The 23757-nt window shown below is 37.9% G+C and carries 26 protein-coding genes; 8 read left to right on the forward strand and 18 right to left on the reverse strand.

What is annotated here, in order from left to right:
- Positions 1-21 precede the first annotated feature (21 nt).
- Entirely contained in the window at positions 22-867 is an 846-nt protein-coding gene (locus ND812_RS00375) for an alpha/beta fold hydrolase (protein WP_265373778.1), read from the forward strand.
- A 182-nt stretch (positions 868-1049) separates the two neighbouring features.
- Here ND812_RS00375 and ND812_RS00380 read toward each other — a convergent pair whose 3' ends face one another.
- Together ND812_RS00380 and ND812_RS00385 are read right to left on the reverse strand one after the other, a co-directional pair.
- Positions 1050-1391: a HepT-like ribonuclease domain-containing protein gene (locus ND812_RS00380; protein ID WP_265373779.1), complete on the reverse strand. Its 342-nt coding sequence runs from the start codon at positions 1389-1391 to the stop codon at positions 1050-1052.
- Positions 1381-1683 (reverse strand): nucleotidyltransferase family protein, encoded by a 303-nt coding sequence (locus ND812_RS00385; RefSeq protein WP_265373780.1) that lies wholly within the window; start codon positions 1681-1683, stop codon positions 1381-1383. The genes ND812_RS00380 and ND812_RS00385 overlap by 11 nt, the downstream gene beginning before the upstream one ends.
- Before the next feature lie 203 nt (positions 1684-1886).
- Here ND812_RS00385 and len point away from each other — a divergent pair, with 203 nt between their 5' ends.
- On the forward strand, positions 1887-2531 hold the full coding sequence (gene len / locus ND812_RS00390) for a Len family endostatin-like outer membrane lipoprotein (protein ID WP_265373781.1): 645 nt from the start codon (positions 1887-1889) through the stop codon (positions 2529-2531).
- Positions 2532-2769: 238 nt separating this feature from the next.
- Here len and ND812_RS00395 read toward each other — a convergent pair whose 3' ends face one another.
- The 8 genes from ND812_RS00395 to ND812_RS00430 form a co-directional block, all read right to left on the reverse strand.
- Positions 2770-3339 carry a hypothetical protein gene (locus tag ND812_RS00395; RefSeq protein ID WP_265373782.1) on the reverse strand — a complete coding sequence of 190 codons (570 nt, stop codon included), beginning with the start codon at positions 3337-3339 and terminating at the stop codon, positions 2770-2772.
- An 18-nt stretch (positions 3340-3357) separates the two neighbouring features.
- On the reverse strand, positions 3358-4038 hold the full coding sequence (locus tag ND812_RS00400; protein WP_265373783.1) for a hypothetical protein: 681 nt from the start codon (positions 4036-4038) through the stop codon (positions 3358-3360).
- Between the two features lie 284 nt (positions 4039-4322).
- On the reverse strand, positions 4323-4976 hold the full coding sequence (locus ND812_RS00405; RefSeq protein WP_265373784.1) for a hypothetical protein: 654 nt from the start codon (positions 4974-4976) through the stop codon (positions 4323-4325).
- Between the two features lie 113 nt (positions 4977-5089).
- Positions 5090-5638: a hypothetical protein gene (locus tag ND812_RS00410; RefSeq protein ID WP_265373785.1), complete on the reverse strand. Its 549-nt coding sequence runs from the start codon at positions 5636-5638 to the stop codon at positions 5090-5092.
- On the reverse strand, positions 5625-5969 hold the full coding sequence (locus ND812_RS00415; RefSeq protein WP_265373786.1) for a winged helix-turn-helix domain-containing protein: 345 nt from the start codon (positions 5967-5969) through the stop codon (positions 5625-5627). Before ND812_RS00415 ends, ND812_RS00410 begins: the two co-directional genes overlap by 14 nt.
- Before the next feature lie 171 nt (positions 5970-6140).
- On the reverse strand, positions 6141-6848 hold the full coding sequence (locus ND812_RS00420) for a YqjF family protein (protein WP_265373787.1): 708 nt from the start codon (positions 6846-6848) through the stop codon (positions 6141-6143).
- Between the two features lie 45 nt (positions 6849-6893).
- The gene (gene lpdA / locus ND812_RS00425) at positions 6894-8321 is read right to left on the reverse strand and encodes a dihydrolipoyl dehydrogenase (RefSeq protein WP_265373788.1); all 1428 of its coding nucleotides are present in this window, start codon (positions 8319-8321) and stop codon (positions 6894-6896) included.
- Between the two features lie 43 nt (positions 8322-8364).
- Positions 8365-9105 (reverse strand): class I SAM-dependent DNA methyltransferase, encoded by a 741-nt coding sequence (locus ND812_RS00430; protein WP_265373789.1) that lies wholly within the window; start codon positions 9103-9105, stop codon positions 8365-8367.
- A gap of 77 nt (positions 9106-9182) precedes the next feature.
- Here ND812_RS00430 and ND812_RS00435 point away from each other — a divergent pair, with 77 nt between their 5' ends.
- Genes ND812_RS00435 through ND812_RS00450 form a run of 4 tightly spaced genes read left to right on the forward strand, consistent with a single transcriptional unit; the run spans position 9183 to position 13443 of the window.
- Complete coding sequence (locus ND812_RS00435; protein WP_265373790.1) at positions 9183-10349, forward strand: hypothetical protein; 1167 nt, start codon at positions 9183-9185, stop codon at positions 10347-10349.
- Entirely contained in the window at positions 10350-10865 is a 516-nt protein-coding gene (locus ND812_RS00440; protein WP_135603726.1) for a chemotaxis protein CheX, read from the forward strand. It begins immediately after the preceding gene.
- Between the two features lie 6 nt (positions 10866-10871).
- Positions 10872-11909 carry an alpha/beta hydrolase family protein gene (locus ND812_RS00445; protein ID WP_265373791.1) on the forward strand — a complete coding sequence of 346 codons (1038 nt, stop codon included), beginning with the start codon at positions 10872-10874 and terminating at the stop codon, positions 11907-11909.
- Between the two features lie 52 nt (positions 11910-11961).
- Positions 11962-13443, forward strand: coding sequence for a DUF342 domain-containing protein (locus ND812_RS00450; protein WP_265356950.1), 1482 nt, complete (start codon positions 11962-11964; stop codon positions 13441-13443).
- Between the two features lie 33 nt (positions 13444-13476).
- Here ND812_RS00450 and msrA read toward each other — a convergent pair whose 3' ends face one another.
- Both msrA and mtnA read right to left on the reverse strand, forming a co-directional pair.
- Positions 13477-13989: a peptide-methionine (S)-S-oxide reductase MsrA gene (gene msrA, locus ND812_RS00455; RefSeq protein ID WP_265373792.1), complete on the reverse strand. Its 513-nt coding sequence runs from the start codon at positions 13987-13989 to the stop codon at positions 13477-13479.
- Entirely contained in the window at positions 13986-15059 is a 1074-nt protein-coding gene (mtnA, locus tag ND812_RS00460) for an S-methyl-5-thioribose-1-phosphate isomerase (RefSeq protein ID WP_265373793.1), read from the reverse strand. The genes msrA and mtnA overlap by 4 nt, the downstream gene beginning before the upstream one ends.
- 122 nt (positions 15060-15181) lie before the next feature.
- Here mtnA and ND812_RS00465 point away from each other — a divergent pair, with 122 nt between their 5' ends.
- Positions 15182-15448 (forward strand): sigma-54 down-regulated protein, encoded by a 267-nt coding sequence (locus ND812_RS00465; protein ID WP_100717631.1) that lies wholly within the window; start codon positions 15182-15184, stop codon positions 15446-15448.
- Between the two features lie 6 nt (positions 15449-15454).
- On the opposite strand, the gene ND812_RS00470 is transcribed toward ND812_RS00465, so the two are convergent.
- From ND812_RS00470 to ND812_RS00485, 4 genes are read right to left on the reverse strand one after another with little or no spacing between them, the layout of a single operon-like run.
- Positions 15455-16195 (reverse strand): hypothetical protein, encoded by a 741-nt coding sequence (locus tag ND812_RS00470; protein ID WP_265373794.1) that lies wholly within the window; start codon positions 16193-16195, stop codon positions 15455-15457.
- A complete protein-coding gene (locus ND812_RS00475) occupies positions 16192-18009 on the reverse strand; it encodes a CHAT domain-containing protein (protein WP_265373795.1) in 1818 nt (605 codons plus the stop codon). Before ND812_RS00475 ends, ND812_RS00470 begins: the two co-directional genes overlap by 4 nt.
- Positions 18010-18021: 12 nt before the next feature.
- Positions 18022-18732 carry a hypothetical protein gene (locus tag ND812_RS00480; RefSeq protein WP_265373796.1) on the reverse strand — a complete coding sequence of 237 codons (711 nt, stop codon included), beginning with the start codon at positions 18730-18732 and terminating at the stop codon, positions 18022-18024.
- 36 nt (positions 18733-18768) lie between these two features.
- The gene (locus ND812_RS00485) at positions 18769-19686 is read right to left on the reverse strand and encodes a sigma-70 family RNA polymerase sigma factor (protein WP_265373797.1); all 918 of its coding nucleotides are present in this window, start codon (positions 19684-19686) and stop codon (positions 18769-18771) included.
- 45 nt (positions 19687-19731) lie between these two features.
- On the opposite strand from ND812_RS00485, the gene ND812_RS00490 reads away from it, so the two are divergent.
- Positions 19732-20646 (forward strand): M23 family metallopeptidase, encoded by a 915-nt coding sequence (locus tag ND812_RS00490; protein ID WP_265373798.1) that lies wholly within the window; start codon positions 19732-19734, stop codon positions 20644-20646.
- A gap of 40 nt (positions 20647-20686) precedes the next feature.
- Here the strand turns inward: ND812_RS00490 and ND812_RS00495 are convergent, their stop codons facing one another.
- The gene (locus ND812_RS00495; RefSeq protein WP_265373799.1) at positions 20687-22576 is read right to left on the reverse strand and encodes an AMP-dependent synthetase/ligase; all 1890 of its coding nucleotides are present in this window, start codon (positions 22574-22576) and stop codon (positions 20687-20689) included.
- Between the two features lie 71 nt (positions 22577-22647).
- Positions 22648-23754 carry a helix-turn-helix domain-containing protein gene (locus ND812_RS00500; protein WP_265373800.1) on the reverse strand — a complete coding sequence of 369 codons (1107 nt, stop codon included), beginning with the start codon at positions 23752-23754 and terminating at the stop codon, positions 22648-22650.
- Positions 23755-23757: the final 3 nt, after the last annotated feature.

Consider the following 23757-nt stretch of genomic DNA (forward strand, 5'->3'; position numbering starts at 1 on the left):
CAGCAAGGGTCAAATAGAAAAATGAAACTTAAATCCTTTCGATACAAAAATTGGGATACTGCGTATTTCGATTCAGAAACACCAGGCCCCACCCTAGTTTTTTGTCATGCCAATGGCTATAGTGCAGGTTGTTACCAAACTTATTTTGAAAAATTAAAAAAACACTACCGTGTGATTGCACCCGACTTCATTGGCCATGGTCGTTCTGCCTTCACACTGGACTTCCATAATTGGAATGTATTCCGCGACCAAATCCTTTCCCTCCTCGACCATGGATCGGTAAAAGAAACAACAATCATCGGCCACTCCCTTGGCGGAGCCTCCTCACTACTCGCAGCAAAAAAAGAACCCGAACGATTTACAAAAGTAATAGCAATGGATCCCGTCATCCTTGGTTGGAAACTCATTTTACTTTCTAAATTTTTAGAAAATCCACTTGCCAAAGGTGCCAAAAAAAGAAGGACACATTTTAAATCCATAGAGCTTGTTAGGCGGTCATTTCGAAAGTTCCCAGCCTTTGCCAAATTTGATCCTTCCATCTTCGAAGATTATCTCAATTCTTGTTTTGTACCAACGGGCAACGAAGACGAAGTCAAACTCTGTTGTGACCCAAGAGTCGAAGCCAAAATTTTTGGCCACGCCCATTTCCATGTCTTCAAAAACTTCTATGGCATCAAAACGGAAAACCACATCGCCATACCCGAAACATACGAAGTCTGTAGCCCTAAATATGCAAACCTACTCACAAAAGTACACCCCAAGTCGGATGTGACCATCTTCCCAGGTTTCACCCATTTTTTTCCCTTCGAACGCCCAGAAGAAACATGGAATTGGATGAAACGATGTTTGGATATGAAAGAAGATTAAGATACATATCTTGAAGATGGAAGAGCAGGGCGCCTCACAATCCTTTGGTGGAGATTCATTTGATGGAAAATGTGACCGCGCTTTTCGCTCCAATCTTTTTGCTTACGCAAAAAGGATTTCCGCTGCAATCGCTGGCGGGGGGGGGGGGAACTTTGTTTCTTTATTATTTTATGTATTCGAAACTAAATCTGATTTTTGATCAGCTTGATTCGTTCTCGGAATGGTTTTAAATGGACTTGGACTGTATTCCAAATGATTTCAACATCAATTTCGAAATAACCATGCGCGATAAAATCTCGTAATCCAGCAATTTGTCTCCATTCAACGTCTGGATTTTCGAATTTAGTCGAATCAGGAATTTTTTTGACAACTTCACCTATGATTTCCAAATTCCTTTCTACGGCCCTCTTTCGAAGTACATCATTTTGGTATTGATTTAAATCGGTAACATCATTGACAAATTCAAATATTTCATCGATCGCTTTGAGGATATCCTCTATCAAAACAATGATGTCACGCGGCATATACTGCTTCTTTTAGAATTTGATCCTTAATCCGAACTTTCAGCGAATCTTTAATCACCAAATCTATCTTTCTTTGAAAACTATCTTCTAAGAAGATTTTCAAATCCATATAATTTCTAAAGGTTTTTTGTTCTGGTAAAAATTCGACCAGGATATCTATGTCACTATTTTCATTGGATTCGTTTCGAACAAATGATCCAAAAAGCCCAATTTGAGCCACTCCAAAGCGACTCAATATCGCCTTTTCGTCCTTCAACTTAGTGAGAATTTGGTTCTTTGATAAGGGAAACATTTGTAAGCTCTTGTCTAATTTTTTGATTGAAAGTCAACGTTTGTCAAGCCATCTTCCGACAAACATCTGACCCCTGTATTTTCCGCTGAAATGGTTTGCCTGATCGTCCAATCACCATCCAATTTTTTCTTGCTAACCACCAAACAGTGATCCAATTTGGGATTTATGAAAAACGGCAAACAAAATGGATCTAACGGTATTCCTTGGTATTCCTTGTTTTTGCTAGTGCTTTTCTAAGCGCTTGCAACACTTCGAAAGACAATAACGACGACACAACCTTATTCGCCCTCCTCCTTGCACAATCCGCTTCTGCTCCTTGTTCAACCAGATGTCACATATTTTTATCCAGTTCATTAAGAAGTGGTAGAATCGGAATTGGAGGCATCACAGGTGCTGATGCAGTTTGTAATGCAGATTCAAATCGAATACAAGGCAAAACATACAAAGCAATGATAACTGTTCCTGGTGTAAGAGAAGCGATTGGAAATCCTACTGGATCAATGACTTATACTGATTGGGTTTTAAAAGCAAACACTTTCTACTATAACAGTACCGACGCATCCAATACAACTGGTTCAACGACTACTTCGAATAAAATCTTCCGTGATTCCAATACAACAATGCAAATAAATTTTGCACTCGGCGCAAATGGAACTCGCTTCTGGACAGGTATGACAATTACTGGTGGAAATATAGCAAATAGTAGTGATAACTGCACGAATTGGACAATTACAAATGCAGGAGTAAATGGAGTAACAGGAGTTGTTGGTGCAAGCACAACGACATTAGTCGATACGACAACAGATACCTGTAATCTCACCAAAAGTATTGTTTGTGTAGAGCAGTAGATTCTTGCTAAATTTGTAAAAAGTAATTTTTTATAATAAAGGATGAACGACACCAGAATTTGATTCCTATGAATTCGTTTCAAATTCTGGTAATTTAAAGATTATTTTTTATACACGCATTGTAAATTTCTTCAGAATCCTACTTAACCGAATTCAATTTAAACTTTATTTCAGGCGCTCCTCCGATTCAAACGACTTTACATTCCGATTGGTTCTCAAAAACTTTTTCCACTACCCTTTATCGAATTGTCACACTATTCAGAATGGAAACTGCATGATTGGTAATTTCACTCCAATCTCTCTCTGAAAAATTTGGAGTGTAGATCATATTGATCGTGATACGATATGTTTTTTGGTATTTTTTATGGTAATAAAAGGCGATTACCTTGCTTCCAATGATTTCACCTGGGCCATAAAGGATCTCCATCGGCTCTGTTGTGTAGCGAAGATACTGTTTCCAATGAGGCAGCGAAGTAGGAGCCAATCGAAAGTCTTTTTGTTTTGACTCGGAAACAATTTCATCAAAAGATTTCATTGAATCATCAATGATAGATACATCGATCAGTAGAGAAAAACATTCGGAAACTTCTTTGCAATCAGCCTTGAAAAAGGTGATTGGATATTTGAATTGTTCCTGCACTGAATCAGATCTCTCCGTCATTTTCGGAACATAGATGACAAGAGATTCCACTTGTTCTTGCCTGATTGGATAAAAACGAATCCCACGGTAACTTTTGATTAAATTAGGTTTCTCCGCCTCTAGTAAAATTAGCGGAAAGATTACAATCAGTAAGTAGATCTTTTTCACGATGCTATTCTAAATCGATTATGGTTTTTCATAACCAACTGGATCGTAAATGGATGCTTCAATCTTTCGTTTGTGTTTTGCTTCATAGGCAGAGACAAACTTCTCCATTTGGCTCTCAGGAACTTTTTTCCAACGCATTAAGATGACATCTTTGAGAGAGGGAAGGTTTAACATACAATCCGTACTTTTTTTTGTTAGAAAATCAATATCATCCATTCGAAGGAAAGTAAGATTTTTTGCATTTTGAGAAAATTGGCACATGCCTTCATCCGTAATTTTCGCTCCTTCCCAAACGATAAAAGTATCCAAATTTTGTATTTGCGAAACACATGCGAGTTCTGAATCTGTCAAAGGAATATAATTAAAATCAATTCTTATCTTTGGAGCCTTCAAACCTTTCGCAATCTCACAAATCTGAAGGTTGTTCAGTTTGACATTGTCTATTAGAATTGTATGTAAGTTCGAATTTTTACATGCCTGAATTTCTTCCTGACTAAATTCAGGCAATACACCTGACTCAATCGACAAGTATTTCAATTTTTTAATTGAACAAACTTTTAGTAAGTCTCCAGGCAAGTATTGCCCCTTCCCGTTCATTTTTATAGCGGGAATTTTAACTTTATTTTTTGCATCTATTGTTTCCAAATAAAAACGATATGACCGAGAGGATAACTCATGAATCAGCTCTTCATCTGACATTTTTGCAATCTTGTCTGAAGTTGTAGAGCAAGTCATGAGAAAACAGACGAAGAATAAGGATAGAGTCCTTTGCAATAGATAATTCACTTTTATTTCCCTTTTATTCGGAATGTCCGTGGGATAAACTACAACTGACAGATCGTAAAGTCTATCCTAAAATCAGGAAGCGATGGCTTTTTAAAGAATTCAGCGAATCAAATCAACATTCGTTGCTTCAATATTCATTTGGAGCATTGCAATTGCCATCGAGACGATACATTCCCCGATCATTGTTTCCCCCCATCTCAATACCTTCTCTCCTCAACTGTAATAAAATCTATCTTTCTTAATACCGGCCCACAATACAATAAACTGATGGTGGAAAAGATCATATTCGGTTCCAAAAGATGCCGAAACGATATCGATTTCCCTCTGGTCTCACCTGTAGTGAGTTTGATTTCTTGGATGCTTTTCTTCGTCATCTGAATGGAAGGGCAAACCACTTGGTCTTCCCTTAAAAATTCACATGTGTTCGAGGTGTAAGGGACCGTTGGATTTTTTGGATCATAGGGTTCTCTAAATTGAAAGCCATGATAAATTGTTAGATCACTTGCCTTACAGCGAAAGAAGGAAACATCACCGTATCTGAGTTTTGTGATTGCATAATACTCTCCTAGTTTTAGAGGGATCGCTAGGGAAGGATCTGACGGCCGGAGATTCGCAATCTTTTTGATATGATCTTGTGTTGAACAATTGTATTCCTCATGGCATTCCTTTGGATCTTGGAATACCTTTGTCTCTACCACTACATAACCATCTCGGATGGAATTATGCCATCGAAAGTATCCATAATTTTCGTCAGTCAACACATCTGCTTCCCACGTTTTGGGATCGGAAGTCGAACATTGGAACAGAAGAAGGGTTAAGAACGATAGGGAAATGAAGAGGTATTTTTTCACTTGGTTTTGGTTACTTTCTATAGTTAAGTTTCGAAACTAAATCTGATTTTTGATCAGCTTTAAATATTCTCAAACTATATTCGCAAGGTTAGGACAAGTTCCTAGGTAAGAATTTATTTATGATACAGATTTACAAACTCATCAAAAACTTCTTTTCCATTACTAGATTCATTCAAACACCATTCTTTCACTTTTTGTAAATCAAATCTTTGATTCTTCGCGACGAGTAAAGCTTGGTCTAAACATTCACGTGCGTTAAAATGTAGGTAAGAAGCAAGTCTATCTTTAATACAATCAGTAGGTGACAAAATCTTTAGAATTTTACCATGAAATTCTTTTTCATCTGGAACAATTTTATAATCATCTCCAATCGATACTGGTGCAGAAACGAATTCAATGTATAAATGTTTGCACTTTGGATGAACAAAATGGCGATTTACTTTTTTAAAACCTATGCTTTCCATTATAGTTTGAATTTCAGATGATTTTGATAATAGTGGTTCAACCAAATCTAAATCACCGGAACGATATGCTCCTATTGAATAGATAGCAACAACTGCACCTCCAACTAAAACCGATTGGATCCCTTGATTTGCAAGATGCCATCCAACAAATTTCCAAAGCTCTTCCTCAGTAACTTCTAACCAATTAGGTTCTTCCATAAACTGGTTTTCCCTTTTCCCGAGGTCTTCTTCTTGTGGAGAATATTTTTTCCTTTTCTTCCATTGTTAAAGAATGATAAAATATCTCTAGAATTGCCTTTATTGGTTTAACGAAAGGGGATTTTTGATTAAAGGAAAAAACCCTGGTTCTTCCTACATTTTTAGCAACAATGATACCGGTTTTTTCGAATCTTTCCAATTGCATTCGGATAGGTGTAGAAGCTACGCCATAGTCTTTCGCAATTGCGGCCGTATGAATTTCATTGTAATGAAATAGGTGCAACAATACTCTCGATGCAGTTTTATTTCCAAATATTCCATCAAGGATCATTGCTAATTTGTATCAATCTATCAATGATTATCAACTAAAAAATAGTCCATATAAGCTAAAAACTAGTCCATAGAGAGAGATATCATATCGGGATTAGTGAAATAGCACAACTTTAAACTCCAAAGGAATTTTGGAACTGGACGTAGCTTACGAATCCTCTTCCCATTACCCCTACAACCAAGCAAGCACCTGCACTCCTGGTGAATAATGGCATAGGTTTGGATTCCCAAAATTGACTAACCCATCGTAAGCCGCATAACGAAGATTTAATTTCATAAATTCCACTTGGAATAATTCCCAAGGTTTGTGGTGCACATCCATTGCTGTTTCCTCTGGGTTTTTCCCTCTGAACAATGAATACCGCTCCGTAAGCCAAAGTTCTTTTGGAGAGGGAAAGTCGATTCTGTCTTTCTTTAAAAATTCAATTCCAATCTCACAACGTTTCCCACGCAATGTGTAAGAATCGTTTGTCCGAATGATCGGAGAATGTTGGTATGGTAGTCCCGAAGCCAACCTCGCAAAGATTGTTGGTAGGATTTTTTCTGCTTCAATACTGAGAAAATACACACCGGGTTTGCCATCACGTGTCACATAGGTACGTAGATTCACTTCATGAAATGTGGAAAGGAATTGAATAGGGAAGGTAAACCTTGGACGTACTCGATCCATGGTAAAGGCTACCACCGATACCCAATGTTCGCCATCAAACTGATCCAATTGCAAATGCCGAGGAACAAGTTCTCGTAACCGTTTCCCATTCACTTGGTAATGCAAAAAAATAACTTCGTTCCATTCTTGGTACCAAAACCAGGAAGGGTTAGGAATGGGCCATGGCCTGTGGCCAACTGTATGTAAGATCGTCTGGATAGGTTCTTTCATATAGAATTCACAAGTGGGTGGATTCTAATTCCCTTACACACTCTCTTAAATATTAATCGCCTCACCAAGTACTGCTGCAGCACTTTCCATAATCCCTTCAGAGAGAGTCGGGTGAGCATGGATGGTATTGGCAAGTTCCCTCACAGTAATTTCCATATTGGCACCTAGTGTCAGTTCTGCGATGAGTTCAGTTGCTCCAGGCCCAATGATATGTGCTCCTAAAATTTCACCATGTTTGGCATCGGACACAATTTTTACCATTCCCGTTGTATCCCCTTGGGCTTGGGCACGTCCACTCGCTGAAAATGGAAATTTACCTACCTTAATGTCGTGGCCCATCGCTTTTGCTTTGTCTTCACTAAGACCAACACTCGCCACTTCTGGATGGCAGTACGTACAACCTGGTATGTATGCATAATTCAAACGTTGGATTTGGATGTGATGAGGATTTCCCATACGAATGGAGATGTCCTCTGCCGCACGAATCCCTTCCGCACTTGCCACATGGGCAAGCGAAGGTGTCGGAATACAATCACCGATCGCATAAATATGATCTATGGTGGATCTATAGTTTCCTACATATTCCACAAACCCATTTTTTAATTTCACTCCAATCGCATCTAGGCCAATGGTCATTGTATTTGGTGTGATCCCCACTCCCACAATCACCTTATCAAAGTTTAATTTTTCTTTTTTAGCTGAATTTCTGTCAAGTAACGTGAGTTCAACGCCTTTTTCAGAAACAGTTGCTGTCTCCACACCATAACTCAAATACTGTTCAATCCCTCGTTTTTTAAAACTACGTTCGAGTATCCCAGAGAGTTCTTTGTCCTCATTCGGAAGTAGGTGGTCTTGGTATTCGATGATGGTGACTTTAGATCCCATACTTGCATAAAAATCAGCAAATTCAACACCAATCGCACCTGCACCGATGATGGCTAAATTGGGAATGACCTTTGGTTCCACCATGGCTTCTCTTGCAGATAACACTCGTTTGCCGTCAAAAGGTAAAAAAGGTAGGGATTTGTTTTTGGCACCTACTGCCAATATAAAATAATCTGCGGTAAGGGATGAAGTTTCACCCGTGTTGGATTTCACCTCTATGGTTTTTGCATTTGTAAAACTTGCTTCACCATTTACTACGGTGACCTTGTTTTTTTTCATGAGGAACTCAACACCTTTTGCCATTTGGTCTGCCACTGACCGTGAACGTTTGATGATGGCCTCAAAATCGGCTTTGATATTGTCTGCCGAAATTCCAAATTTAGATGCTTCCCTTAAATGTTCTAAAACATGTGCACTTTCTAACAATGCTTTGGTGGGAATACAACCCCAATTCAAACAAACTCCACCGAGTTTGTCGCGTTCGACAACACATGTTTGTAAACCGAGTTGGGCAGCGCGAATGGCAGCGACATAACCACCTGGCCCTCCTCCAATCACGATCACTTGGAAATGGTTTGAATTGGACATACGTTCTCCCGATAGAATGAGATACCGTACTAAAAAAAGAAAGTCAAGACCTCTTTTTGGCGACGATGAGCATCCTTGCGCCTGTTTTGATGTACTTTTCTCCGTCGTAATTGCTATACACGTTTAAGATATCAAATTTGTTTTCGTCTAAGAAATTCCTGACTTGTGGGAAATGAAACACTCGCATGGTATGTTTGTCTTTTAAATCCTTTTGGTTTAAATTATAAACATAATTCACTTCTACGATGGCAATGTCATCTGCCCTTGTTAACCGAAATCCGCGGTTCCTTCTTATGGATGTTGTCCCTTGTCTTACATTGCTTACAGTGGTGATGGGTTTGCGTTTGATGCGGTGGATGGGATCTGCATTCCAAATTTCCAAAACAAGTAACCCAGCTTGTTTTAAGTTTTTATAACAATTTCGTAGGAAATTTTGTACCAAATCATCATTGACTAAATAATTAAATGTTCCATACAAACAAATCACTCCATCAACAGGTTGTTTGGCGACGTAGTTTTCCATTTTTCCAAGTTCAAAACTACAATGTGGAAATCTTGCTTTTGCAATCTCGAGCATCCGGGGAGATCCGTCGACACCATGTGGTTTGAAACCCATCCCTTGTAATTCTTTGATGTGTTCCCCTGTCCCACACCCAATGTCGAGGACGGAATAAATTTTATGTCGCTTGAATGTTTCTCTTAAGAAAAGGATTTCTTCCGAAAACTTTCGGCCAGGTTCTTCGATGGTAAAATAGTATTCTGCTAATTCGGAATAGAGTTTCATTTGCCCCTAGCGGAAAAGGAAAATCAGTTTAGCGAATCCCCATTTTACCCGTTATATTGAGTAACGGCTAAGGTACCATGAAACGATATACAATTCCTATTATTTTTTTTGCCATTGGTGTGACCCTACAAACCCTATTTTACTTTTCCTGGGTGAGTTTCACTCTTCTCACAGTTTCATGCCTTCTCCTCACTCTCTTTTTGTACAGTTTGGATTTACAGTCCTTAACCAATTCTCCAGAAACTAGTGCATCAAGCAAAGATGTCTTATCCAATACAAAGGTAAGTCCACTGAACGAATCAAAGGAAACTTTTGCTTCGGAAGGAGTTTTTGATACACAAGTTACACAAACGCAGGAAGCCTCCAATGATGTAACAGAAGAACCAAAACCAAAAGAAATCTTATGGAAAGTGGATCCTATTTTTTTTGCGAGAGAATCGGTTCGATTGGAAGAACGAAATCTTTTTTGTGATACGGTAAAGGAATTTCCGTTTCCCTTCACAAGTACTAAACTCTCTTCCATCCAATATGTATACTTTGATGGAAAAGAATTTAAGGAATGTTACTGGCAGAAGTCAGAAATGTTAGTCGAAACAGATGATAATCCTGTTGAATGGAATGAATGGGAAGAAAACCAAATTAGAGAATCTCTACCTGTGATTTCCAAAAACAAACGTAAGTTATATGTTCCATTAACCATCAACGCGAATTTATTTGGATTTTTATGTTTTACTTCCAAAGAAAGTTGGTCAAACGAAGACATCCAAGTGTTTTGGGAAGAAACAACCAATTTGTCTGAAAAAATACTGGCAAAACGTGAATACGCAAAAGTCACCAAACACCCGTTCACAAAACTATATACGGTTTCCCATTTTTACCAAATGGCAAAAGCTTCCTTTGAGGCTTCTGAAAAAAAGACCTTGGTTTTATTGAAGTTCATTGATACCAATTTCCAATCGGAACTTGCCATCGGACTTAACCATATGGGAATCATACAATCTGTACTCGGCCTTGGACTTTTCCAATTGGAAGAAGACTTATATGCAGCTCTCATTCCCAACGAACGCCTAGAATCTTTTTCTTCTTTTTTCCAACAATTCATTGAGGAACTAGACCAATTGGGTTACCCTTCCGAAGTGGCACTAGGTTATTCCAATCCACTCATTCCTGATTTACGGTTTGATGCTTGGATCAAAAAAGCATATAGTTCTTTAGAAGAGAGTATCCTCTACCACGCTGCTTAAATGGATCCACTCATCGATGAAAAATTCATTTTAACGGTTTCACAAGTATTACCGGACCATTTTTACAAAACCTTACTCGTGTTTGCTGAAAGAGAAGCATATGGTCCTTCCAAAAACGAAGGGCTATGTTTTGAAAATTGTACCCTTGTCGAATTTGTGGGTGATATCAATGGAAAACTCTATTTAGCACTCGATGGTTATACTAAACTCAAACTTTTACCAAAAATAGCCAAAGCCTTCCAAATTGATCCAACTTCCAGAGCCCACTCTGCATCCATCATGATGGAATTTGCCAATCAAATTGCAGGTAAATTGATTACAGAAATGCGTCTTGGTCGTTACGAAATTGATATCTTGCCACCAGAAAATTTAAATCACAAACTAGTTCCGATTTCACTGGAACACTTTCGCCAATACATTCTCATCTTTAACTTAAAAGACCGACGTGGGGATGAATACATGGGAAGATTGTATCTGATTTTATTGTTGGAAAAATTCCCCACTCCCCAAAACTAAAGTCGAATGAAACCCTATGTTTTGGCTCTCCCTCTAATTTTGAGTTATGCCGGACTAAAACAAAAAAAATCTCTCGAACGAAAAGAATTCACTTTATCCGAAACGGGACGTCGTAGTTTTCTTTTTTATCCGAAATACACTGATCCAACATCCTTACCTGGTGTCTACATCCAACATGGAATGAGTGCCATGGGTATTGATGACCAAAGGATCATCGACTTAGCAGAAAACATCGCAAGCACAGGGCATAGTGTCATATTACCAGAACTTCCGGAAGTCAAAGGATTAAAAATCGAAGAAACTACCATCTCCAATATTCAAAATTTGATGTTAGAGATTCATTCAAACAAACAATTGTTTAACGGTAATGACTTAGGGTATTTATCTGCTAGTTTTTCTGCGGGAATGGGAATCATTGCTGCTTCCAGATCCAATACTCGTGATAAAATCAAATCGAGTATGCTCATAGGTGGGTATTGTAACTTTTTGGAAGCAGTCCCTTTTGTATTTTCTCATTACGAAGTAGATCCGTACGCTGTGTATGTTATTTTATATAATATGCTCCACCGTTTCGAACGAGAACTCGCAGAAGAACTCGAGTCCGTGTATTATGAAGCTGCCCTAGACAATGGACTCAAACGAACAGGGCAAAATGCCAAGTCCGAATTGTATTTAAACAAATCTTCGAAACTTGCGAAAGAATTTTTTGACCAAGTCCACAACGATCGAACCTTTCGGATCAGTTTGGCCCAACGGGTTTTGGACACAGTTCCCGAAAAAATGCCAGAAAACCTTTCTCCTTTTTACCAATTGGAAATGTTAAGTGGCCCAGTTTCCCTTCTGCATGGAAAAACAGACCCCGTCATCTCGGCCGAAGAATCGGAAAAACTGGCCCTCCTCCTCAAAGGGAAAGGGATCCCTTATGTCCACAGGACTTCCACTGCCCTTACCCACGGAGACAGTCTCCCTCTCCATTCCCAAATTTTTGGGGTCCCTGCTCTCTTACAAACTTTTGGAAGTTTTCTGCATTGGTTAGACCAATAGCACTACAGAAATTGTCGATTCTCCTAAAAAACCTGCCGATACTATAGTCAGAATGGACGTAAAAAATGCACCGGACTTCAATCCGGAACGAGGACTCAAGATCCAAATCTCCGAGGATCGTTTGACAGCCACTCTCTTAGTCAAACCAGTTTGGCTGTTAGGTGGCTCTATGAGCAATATACTCATTTATGAAGCACTAGATAACGCGTCCATTCATAGAGACCGCATTTTGATGAAAGATGTGGACCTAGCTGCCCTCGAAATTGATAAAATTTTAAAGGATCCAACCAAGGTAAAAGAGGATTTTACGTTTGTTGTTGGGAAAGGGATTCCCGCCAAACAAGGGGAAAGTGGTTGGATTAAGTTTTATTTTCCAAGAGCCCAACGAGTTGTTTTAAAAGAAGATGGTTCGGCTGATTTTCGTAATATCAATAAATATGTTCACGTAAAAGAAGGGGAAAAACTTGCTACCTTATTTGAAGGGGTGGCGGGAGAACAAGGAACAGACGTCCTTGGAAATCCAATTTACCCGAATCCTATTGACAGACCAAGGCTCACCTTGGGTAAAAATGTTTTGCCTAAAACCATTGATGACCCTGAAAAACCAGGTAGACAACTCAAAGAATACTTTGCCACGTTAAGTGGTGTGGTATTTTCAACAGACACTTCTCTTACCGTATCTCCTGAGTTAAATATTGAAAGTAATATTGGATTAGGAACAGGGAATATCAATTTTGAAGGTACCATCCGTGTCAAAGGAACCATTGAAGAAGGTGCGATTGTCAACTGCCAAGGTTCCCTTTATTTAGATGGAAACGTTGAATCTTCTGATGTGGTTGTTGGTGAAGATTTAGAAGTCAAAGGTGGAGTGAAAGCAAAAGGTAAGGGAGTGATCCGCATCAAAGGTGATCTTCGTGCAAAGTTTGTTGAAAATGCTAACCTTGAAATTGATGGCGATTGTATCATCGAAAACTTTATTTTAGGAAGTAGAATCCTTTGTTTGGGGAATATCATCTTAACTGGGGAATCCTCTTCTATCATTGGAAGTGATTTAATTTCCTACCAAGGAATCACCGTTTCCTCACTCGGTTCCTCAGCACAAATGGACACAGTTGTAGAAGTTGGATTCCATTATAAAAATGACCGACTTCTTACAGAAGGGAGTTCTCGCCTTTCCGATATGGAAAAGGAACTGGAAGCACTTGTACCTGAAATCCAAAAGATCAAAGAAGTGGTACAACGTTCTCGTGGAAAAATTGATGATGCCAGAAAAGAAAAGTTCAAAGAAATCTTTGATGCCTATCAGAAAAAAAACAAAACCGTTGAGTTACTCAAATCAAAAATTGAAGAACTAAAAGGTGCTCGTTACAACCAAGACAATGTAAAAGTGGTAGTACGAAACACTGCTCACCCTGGAGCTGTCATCAAATACAGAAGGCAAGTGGAAAAAATCACCAAAGCACAATCAGCTTTTGTAATGAACTTTTTTCCAAACCAAGACAAAGCAATGCTCACAGCCTTTAAAGGCAAATGATAAGTCGGCTAACCTGAATTAGTCGCACTGTTATCAATTTAACTTTAGTCCCAATTTTTTCAATTTTGGGAAAATCACATAATGGCAATACGGATTTTGTGGGTTTAATGTAAAATAATTTTGGTGGTAATCTTCTGCTTTGTAAAAAGTGGGAGCAGGTGAAATTTCAGTGACAATGGGATCAGGGAACATATAAGCATGTTTTCTTTTGGATTCGACTGCAAGTTCCTTTTGTTTTTCATTCAAATAGAAAATAACTGATCTATATTGTGTTCCTACATCGTTCCCTTGCCGGTTGAGTGTGGTTGGGTCATGTGACGCCCAAAAAATCTCCAATATTTTTGAATAGGATATCACTTCTGGGTTAAATTCAATTTGGATCACTTCGGCATGGCCAGTGGTTCCAGTGCAAATTTCCTTATAACTTGGGTTTGGTGATTGACCACCTGCATAACCAGATTCTACGGAAATCACACCTTGGATGCGTAAGTACACTGCTTCCGTACACCAAAAACACCCACCACCTAAAATCGCTTTTTCCGTCATACATTCTTTAGACGAATGAGAATCTCTCCAGGTACAAAACATCCTAATTCTGTAATAAAGTTTTTGATAAATTTAGCCTTTGTGATGTCAAACGACGGATTGAGAGCTCTTGCACCTACGGGTGAGGTTTTCCCTTCCAGAAATAAATACTTTCCCTCTGGAGTTTTCAAAAAATCAAACTGAGTTACTTCTGATTCCTTTCGCATTTCAATCGGAATTTCCTCCCCCGTTTTTAAATTGAGATCAAAACTTTCCTTTGTTGCACAAACATAAAACGGAACATTATGTTCGTGGGCAACAATTGCTAAATTGTACGTACCAATTTTATTCGCCGTATCTCCATTGGCCGCAACACGATCACAACCAACAAGGACTGCGTCAATTTTCCTGTGGTTCATGAGCCATCCAGACATTCCATCTGTGATGATATAACATTCGATCCCTTCTTCCATCATTTCAAAAGCAGTGAGCCTTGAACCTTGTAAAAATGGCCTTGTTTCATCAGCATAAACAACAACCTTTTTTCCTAAGTCACGAAGACTTCGGATGACACCAAGTGCTGTTCCATGACCTGCTGTTGCCAACGCACCTGTATTACAATGAGTGATGATATGAAACTCTTCCTGGTTTTTGGGAAATAAATTTGCTCCATTTTTTCCCAAGGTTTGGTTGGCGTTTAGATCTTCCACCATCATCTCAAGTGCATACGATTCCCAAATTGTTTGGATGGATTCCCAAAGAGTTTCCCCTTCCACTCGTTTTTTTGCTTCTTGTAAAGCAAAACTTAAGTTCACTGCTGTTGGCCTAGACTCAAACACTTGTTTGATGAGAGATTCAATTTCTTGAGAATTTACTTTACCTGATTTTTTTTTGGCACCAAGTGTAAGGCCAAAAATACCAGTGATGGCAATGGCTGGTGCTCCCCTAACAGCCATTTCACGAATTGCCATAATTGTTTCTTCAACTGACTTTATTTCTAAAAATTCTTTTTTGCCTGGCAAGGCCCTTTGGTCAAGTAAGGAGAGATAAGTGGATTTCCACTGGATGGGTAAAAATTCCGGTTGGGGCATCTTTCCATTTTTTTTGTGCGATGCAGGAAAAAAATGAAAAAACGGGTTGACGGATCTCTGTGCAGCGCACAAAAAGGAATAGTGCATTGCACAACTGAGAACCGAAAAAAGGGGAAATGAAAATGGAACAACAAGTAAAAGACGGATTAAACTTTATCTTAGGCGCAGTAAACACTGCAAAAGTAGAAGCAGAAAAAGCTTTCTCTAGCATTAATGCAGAATTTCAAAACTTAGCAGCGAAAGGTGCTCAAGACCAAAGCGAAATTTCTGTAAACCTTAGAAAATACGTTCAAGAAGGTCTTTCTCAAGTAGAAACCATCGTTGGAAAAGCTAACACTGTTGTTGCGGAAGCAAAAGCAAAAGTAGCAACTGTTACTTCAAAAGCATAATCCAAATCACTTATCAAAAAACCCGGATACTTCACCTCTATTCGGGTTTTTCTTTTCCCACTCTTCCTTCCAACGTATCCAATCCATTCCTAGTTCCGACTCGAAATACAAACAAACAGACTCTAAGGTCAAAAAAGCATCGTAATTGATTTCAAAGGATGTGAAATTTTTTTGAATGGATGTAGCCAATCGTAATCGAAACAATTCTACAAGTTCCAATCGAAAGGTTTGAAACATTTCTTCTACATTCTTATTTGAATGGGCAAAAAATTTCTCAACTGCATAAGTAAAGATATGATCTGCGGATAAAAAAGAATATTCAATTGAATCTTTCGCAATTTCGACAAACAATACTTCCCACAATTCAGCGAGTGCATTTTCCTTCGTTTTACAGTCATATGCTTGGCAAATGGATGTTCCATAAAATGAAAAATTTTGGCTTTTGGGATCTCCTGTAAATATAGGGTGGATCATACAACCTATTCTTTGTTTGGTGTCGTCTACATAACCCAAAAATGGACAATTATATGTCATTTCATCTTTTTTAGGTAGATTTGACTCTTTGGTTTCTCTTTCTTTTCGGTAGATGGGAAATGTATGCCTGATATCAAAATTGACAGTGTTATGAAATTCAGTTGTTCGTTCTAAGAGTAAATTTTTGAATTCTTTGGTTGTAAGTTTTAAATTAAAAAGTCCACAACAGGCACCACAGGAAACATTCCCTCGTTCTGGATGGCATAAACTCAATTCTGTTTTGCTCCGATTACAAACGGAATGAGACCATTGAATACAAGTTCCAATTCACCAGTTTCCTTTTTCTCTTTGAAATAGGTTTGAAATGGGATTACCATTTTTCTGCTTTCGTGTAACAACACTAAGTTTCCTTTGTGATGTGACAATTGTTCTAAAAGTTTTTCACGAGATCCGTGGGAAGTCGGATACAAATAAGATGGTTTGATCCCTTTAAAATAAAAATGTGGGTTATTGTTCTCCGAAACGAGTAAGATACTGATTCGTTCTAGTTCCGCAAATTCCAATAACATATTCTCTAAAAAAAACTGAAGAATGATTTGGTAAGATTCTAATTCTTCCGCATTGATATCACTCTCTTCCCAAACTTCCAACCATCCTAAGATTTTAAAAATGGTTTCCTTTTGTTCGTGTAAAACGGGAAGAGCAGAATCAAATATACTCGTAATTTTTAACTTTTGAAAATCCCATACACAACTATAAACAAGTTCCCACCATTTACGAATTGTAACAGCATCATCCAAATTATTAGGAATGGATTTGTTCATTGCATGAGAAGCATGATCACTAAATACAATCATCCCTACCACTTGGCTTATCGATTCAAACAATCGAATCAAATTGAGGAGATTTGTTTTATCAACCGTTTTGTTTTTGTTCAAATGATTACACTTAGAATAAGAAGCGGCAATTGGAGTTGGATAAAACTCAAGTACAGCAGTTGGATTTAAAATTTTTGCAGAATGAAAATTCCTTCTTTCTTTCACAAACATTGCAAAATCAGGATTCCCATATAAAGAATAATTAGCCCAAGTTAAATCATTCGCATGGTAATTACGTCTTGCAAATTCTTTCGATAAGAATAAGGACTCTCCAACAGATTTATCTGAAAATAGATATGTATAAAATCTTACAGTAAAATCGATTGTCCTTTCATTATCTAAAATTTCCCAATTTGTTCCTACAAATGTTTTGATTCCTGCAGTCAAAAAAGCTCCTGCATATTGGTTTAAAATGTTTGTATTTAATTTTTTACCTGCAGATTTTGCCGACATACAAGAGTTAGAGAATACTAAATCAGTATCAATACCTGTTGATTTAATTTCACGTGCCTTGAGAACTTTTCCATCCGACAATAACCAACCATTTTCAAGAGAGTCATCGGAAAAATGTAAGTGGCCTGAATAATGGATGATATGTTTGTCTTTGATAAGAGAAAGTAACTTGAGTTTGGTGACCTGTTTTCCACCTATGAATTCTAATTCGAGGAGATGGTTTGGTACTTTTTGGCTGAGAACTGAAAATAATACTTCTCCTTCCTTTTGGGCATGTGGCAAATCTTCTGTTGGATCTGCAATGATGAGCATTTTGATTTTACGATTTTCTTTATGAGTGGAACGATGTAGACCACCACGAATCGTTTTTCCAATGCGAAATTTGTCAGAGAGAAAACTCGTTCCATCATGTAATAATTCCCAAGGAACAAGAGCTAGTGTTGGATCGATATTAAAGTGGATGCTATGTTTGTTTGTGTTTTTTAATTTTTCGATGATAGAGGTTGGGAAAAACTGTTGAAAAAAAGTTTCCCCGAGTACTTTCAAATCTTGTAAGATATCAACATTTAAAATTTGGTTGGGTTTGGACAATACGGATTGGGAAACATGGACAAGACGTTCCACTTCTCCCAAATACTCTAAAATCAAATCATCGTCTAACGTAGATTGGATGTGGGATTCTTCTACTGGAAGATTATCCTCTAAAACATTGAAGATATTGACATTACCAACACGATCTATGATGAGGGAGAGCATTCTCCCATGAAGCTAACCAAGGAGAATGGACAAGTCAAACGATTTTGAAAGATTAGGTCCCACAAACTCTATGGTGTAACTACCAGGGGTTAACCCTGAAAAACTGGCACTGCCATCCAGATTGATTTTGTTCGATAAAATGAACCTTCCATCCCTGCGAAGGTTTACTTGTTGGAACCCAGAACTTCCTTCTGCTTTGACGGAAAGGTAAACTTCTGTCTCATTTTCTTTTACAATCTGGTAATAGAACTTTTGGTTTTCTTTTGTGGTTTCTTCAAATATAACGGAATTTGTATTTTCTGAACGTACATCAGCGGATGCTGAGCGCATCATCGGTGCCAGTTCCATTGTCTCTCGGATTTGGAACGACTCAATGAGGCTGTCGATCACTCGAATCCCCGATTGTGTTAGGCGGACAATCAAATTGTCTTTTGATTCAGGACTAGATAAACGAGTTCGTGTGTATTCTTTTAAGTATTCAGGGAATGGAATTTGGGCTCGGTGAACAGTGTTTTCAGCTTTTTGCAGGAGAAAGGTCTCTGCTAACGCATCTTCCTTCCATACCTCTTTTCTCAATTCTGCAAAAAAGGATTCCTCACAGTACCAGTATGCGTCCCAAAGGTCTGGGTGATCTTGCAACTCAGCCTCACTAGGAAACGAACCCTTTAGGAATAATTCCCGAGCAATTTCCAATGATTCTGCGTTAAAGTCCTGATTTTCCATGTGGCCCCTCCACGGTATATTGTATGACGAAGGAAATCACGACTCTCCCGTTACAGAATGCATTTTTTTTTGTATTTTTTCGAGTACACGGAGCAGGGTGACACTTACCCCACCTTCGGAAATCCCTAAGATTCGAGCAATTTCCCGGTAAGGAGTTCGAACGAGGAAGTGACCTTTTTGTTTCTTTTCGATCAGTTTTTTACGTTGTTCGTACTTTTTCGCAAGGGCATGATCCAATCGTTCTTTATAATATTGTGCTTCTACAGAATCACCCTGGGCCTTTTGTTTTTTCTGCTCTTTTAAATCTAGAATATTCAAATACAAAGAAGTGATTTTGTCTTCCATCTTGAGGTTTTCCTCCTCTCGGTTGGATAACTCTTCTCGTAGCGACAAAATTTCAGAACGAATCTCTTCCTCAGGTCGGCTCGTTTTTTGAGCAATGTAGAATATTTCTTCAGGGTCTAGGTGAAGGTAGTACACAAAAGACAATTTGAATACGATTCGATTTTCCATTTTAATTGTGGAAAGTACGGATTGGAATTGGTCTGAGACATCAAGGGCATGAGCAAGGGCATCGGCACGTTTATCGGGTTCGTCTTCGATAGTGCTGTATTCCTTTCCTTCCTTATTGACCTTGGAAACTGTCTGGGTTTTCACCTCACGTTTGGTGCGTTGCCAATCGATGAGTAAGTTTCGGAGTACGGAAAAAAACCAAGTCTTAAAACTCGATTTCCCAACAAAACTTTTAAACCGTTTTCCAGTTTTGAGACGCTCAAAGGCATAAATATAATAGTCGGAAGCATCATCTTCCGTTAGATGGAAGACACGGATGGGAAAATTATAGATATCTTGGGAATAATGATCAAAAAACTTTTGTAGGGATTTTTCGTTGCCAGTCCCACATTCTTTGACAAGTTCCAAAATTTCTTCGGTGGAATAAGAAGTCTGTTCCATAAACTACTTTCCTAAAAAGGAACCCACCCCAAGACTTCTAATAACATGAAACGTATTGTTGTGATTTTGACTCTTCTGGCAAGTTTTATTTTCGCTGAGGGACAGAAGTCCGAAGGGAAACTTAATTTTGTTTGGCCAATCCAAGGTTTGGAACTCTCCTCCCTAATCACGAGTACTTTTGGTGAATCGAGAAAAGACCACTTTCATAATGGTTTAGACATTTCCTCAGTTTTACAACCCGTTCGTTCCATGGGAGATGGATTCATTTTATACTCTCGTTATGCGGAAGATAATCCTTTTGAGGATGAAAGAGGTTCGGGAAATATTGTTTGGATTGCACATAAAAATGGTTATGTGAGCGGTTATTACCACTTAGGTGGAACAAGGAACGAACTAGTCAAAAATCACAAACCAGTGAAAGCGGGTGATACAATTGGAATCTCTGGCAACACAGGTCACTCAACAGGCGGACATTTACACTTTGTTCTAGGAAAAGACTATGGAAAGACATTACTCGACCCACTCTCCTATTTACCTCCTGTCGAAGACAATATGCCTCCTCAAATCGCCAATTTGTTCATCCATGTAGGAGAAAATTATACCAATCTAAATGATGGTGACAATATCAATGTATCCAAAGCATTTCCACTTACAGTGAGTATCATTGATGGTGGGATCAAAAATAGCCAACGAAGAGGTATCAAAGAAGTGAAATACTTATTCAATGGTGAAACATACAAAGTGGCAAATTTTGAATCCCTTCAGTTTGATGGTTCCAAATGGAAAACAAAAGATGGCCATAGTTTTGATGATTTATTCTTTAAGGACCGTTATTTGGTAGGAGTTTTGAATCTCAAAGCCGGCGAAAATACAATCAAAGTGCAAACAAAAGATTTTTCTGGTCATGAAGGAGAAAGAAACTTCAGTATCAACATCACAAGGATAAGTGGAGGGAATTAACCCTCCAGCAAACTCCTATTCAAACACCCACGAATACCAATCACTCGTACAGAGCATGGATTTGATTTTTATACTTTTCTGTGATCACATGGCGTTTGAGTGATAACTTAGCAGTAAGTTCATCACCTACTTCGAATGGTTTTGGGATCACAATCACACCAACCACTCGTTCAAACGATTTAAATCCAGTTTGAGAATTAATCTTTGATTTTATCTCTGATTCCATTTTTTGGATCACATCTTTATCTTTCCAAAATTCTTTTCCTAGCGTTGTTTCAAATCGATTTAGATTGGGATAAACAAGTGCACTTAAAAATTTTTGGTCCTGTCCAACAACCATACATTGGTCAATCCATTCAGACTCTAAAATTTTGGATTCAATGGGTACTGGCTCCACATTTTCGCCACCGAGCAATACAATTGTTTCTTTGGAACGACCTACAATACGTAAATTATGATTTGAAGTAAATATACCTAAGTCACCAGTATTCAACCAACCTGCAACGAGAACCTTGTTTGTCGCTTCAGGGTTTTTATAGTAACCTGCCATAACCTGTTTCCCTTTAACGTGAATTTCCCCTTTTCTTCCATAAACAAATTTTCCAATCTCGGTATCTAGGAAAACTTCACCTGTATGTAAGTCGACAAGTCGTAAGTCTGTATGTGGAAATATTTTTCCAACTGAACCTGGAATGATTTCCTCAAAGGTTCGCATTGCAAGGACTGGTGCGGTTTCTGTCATTCCATAACCTTCCAAAACTGGAATGCCAATCATATTGAAGAATTCATCTACATGAAATGGTAATGCGCCTCCTCCCGATACGGAACCTCTGAGTTCTCCTCCAGTTGCGTTTCGAATTTTGGATAAAACTAAAAAGTCAAAAATAAAATATGGAAAACACACGATAAAAAAACGAATCAAATGGTAAACAAAGCGTATGATTTGTTTCCATACCACCATTGGATGGATATCGAGTACATTCCCAGTAATGACTTGTCTTGAGTGAAAAAATCGTTTCGCAAAAAACATCGAAAGTTGAAACATCTTTTGTTTGACTAACGAAGATTTATTTAAAGTACCTAAGATTCCACCATAAATACTTTCCCATAACCTTGGTGCAGAAGCCATAAAGTTGGGTTTTACAAATTTTAAATCTTCTTTGAGTGTACGAACACTGCTATAATAAGTACAAGCTCCATACGATAAACTAAAGATTTCAAATATCCTTTCGAAAATATGCCAAATGGGTAATATCGAAAGTGTTTTATCACCTTTTTTCAAACTCAACGGTAAGTTCTTAAGTTGAAATAAGATATTTCCATGAGTTAACATCACTCCCTTAGGAGTTCCGGTTGTTCCTGATGTATAAATCATTGTAAACAAATCAGATTCTTTGATCGTATTCTCTAAAAATATTTGATCAGAAGGGTCTTCCTTTCTTTTTTGAATTCCTATTGTCACTAATTCTTGTAAGGTTTTGATTTTAATTTTTCTGGATTTGAGTTCTTTGTTTTGTTTTGGTGGATAAAATAAAATGATTTCTTTTAGAAATTCTAAATCTTTTTCCAACCTGATCACTTTCTCAAATACAGTTTCATTTTCTACGAAAAGTATTTTGGATTCAGAGTGATTGAGAATGTATAATATATCTTGGTCGGTAACATCCGAAGCACGTGGTACGTCGATTGCGCCAAGGAGAGTTGTTGCAATACTCGCCTGGATCCATTCATAAGAATTGTCAGCAAAAATAGCGACTTTGTCTCTTTCTGACAAAGTTTCACTCAGTCCTAATGCCAAATGTTTTGCTTCATTTAACAATTCCATATAGGTTTTGAATTGGTAAACACCTGGACCCAATCTGGTTCCAAACGCTTTTTTATGCCCAAATCGTTTTGGGAGATCTAAATAAAAATCGATCATGGTTCGCATCAATATTCCTCTTTTGGATACAAGAGTAATCGATGGAAAAAGATTCGTCGTCCTCTAGAATTCTTTGAGACTTATGGTTCGGAAAGTTTTGATTGTTTTCGGAAATCTGTTGGGGTGACTCCCACTTTTTCTAAGAAAACCCGATTGAAAGTGGATTTGGAATTAAAACCGACTGCATCGGCAATGGACAAAATGGTTCGTTCATTTGGTTCCAACAAATAACGTTTTGCTTCTTCAATCCGGTATTGATTGATATAATTGTAAAAACCAAAACCATATCGTTTATGAAAGTATTCAGACAATTGTCCTGACTTCACTCCAACTAACTCAGCCAATTTAGATAAACTTAGGTCCTCATCACAGAATACTTTTTCCAACATCAATTCGAATAGTTTTTGATCGATTACTTCAAGCGGGACAGAAACCAACTTCGATTTCTCGTATTTATTTTTTTGAATGGTATCGCGAACATCAGAAACAAATGGTTCCCATAATTCACGAGTGAAAAAATAAAAATACATAAGGATGGGTAAAAGGTAAGCACTCAATTTTCGAAAAAGTGAAATTTGAAAACTAAAACCAATACTTCCTACAAGTAAATCAATCCATATCAAAAGTATAAATACTAACGAATAAATTGCACGTTTCGTAAAAAATACCGACAAACGAACATTGGGAATCCATTCACGGATTAAAAAAATTCCAACAGAAATCAAAATGGAGAGTTTGATTCCAAAATTAAGGCCCGTCAGTATACTCCCATATTCAGTAGTAGTAATTGTATTTAATATATTTATTTTTTCTACATCTGATTCCAGGTAATATGGAATCAGGAATACAATAGAAAGAAAGGAAGGAAAAAACGAAAACCAATGTAGGTTGATTTTTTTCTCTAAAAACAAATTTTCCAAATAGTGATATAAAAACGAAGCAGATAAAAATACAAAGGGGATATGGATAAAAACTATAGAAGGAAGTTGGTAATAAAATCCTGTGAACATAAAGGCTCCAGTTAACAACCATAAGCCTGTAGAAAACAAGATAAAGGACCAAAGCAGATCAGATTTTTTTCGATTTTTGATGATGTTAGACAATGCCCAAATGAGGCAAAAGATGGCACCAGATCCCATCCACAAAAACTCTAATAATAAAACGAGGGAAATAGATTCTGTTCCCACAGA

Source organism: Leptospira limi (assembly GCF_026151395.1).
Taxonomy (GTDB): domain Bacteria; phylum Spirochaetota; class Leptospiria; order Leptospirales; family Leptospiraceae; genus Leptospira_A; species Leptospira_A limi.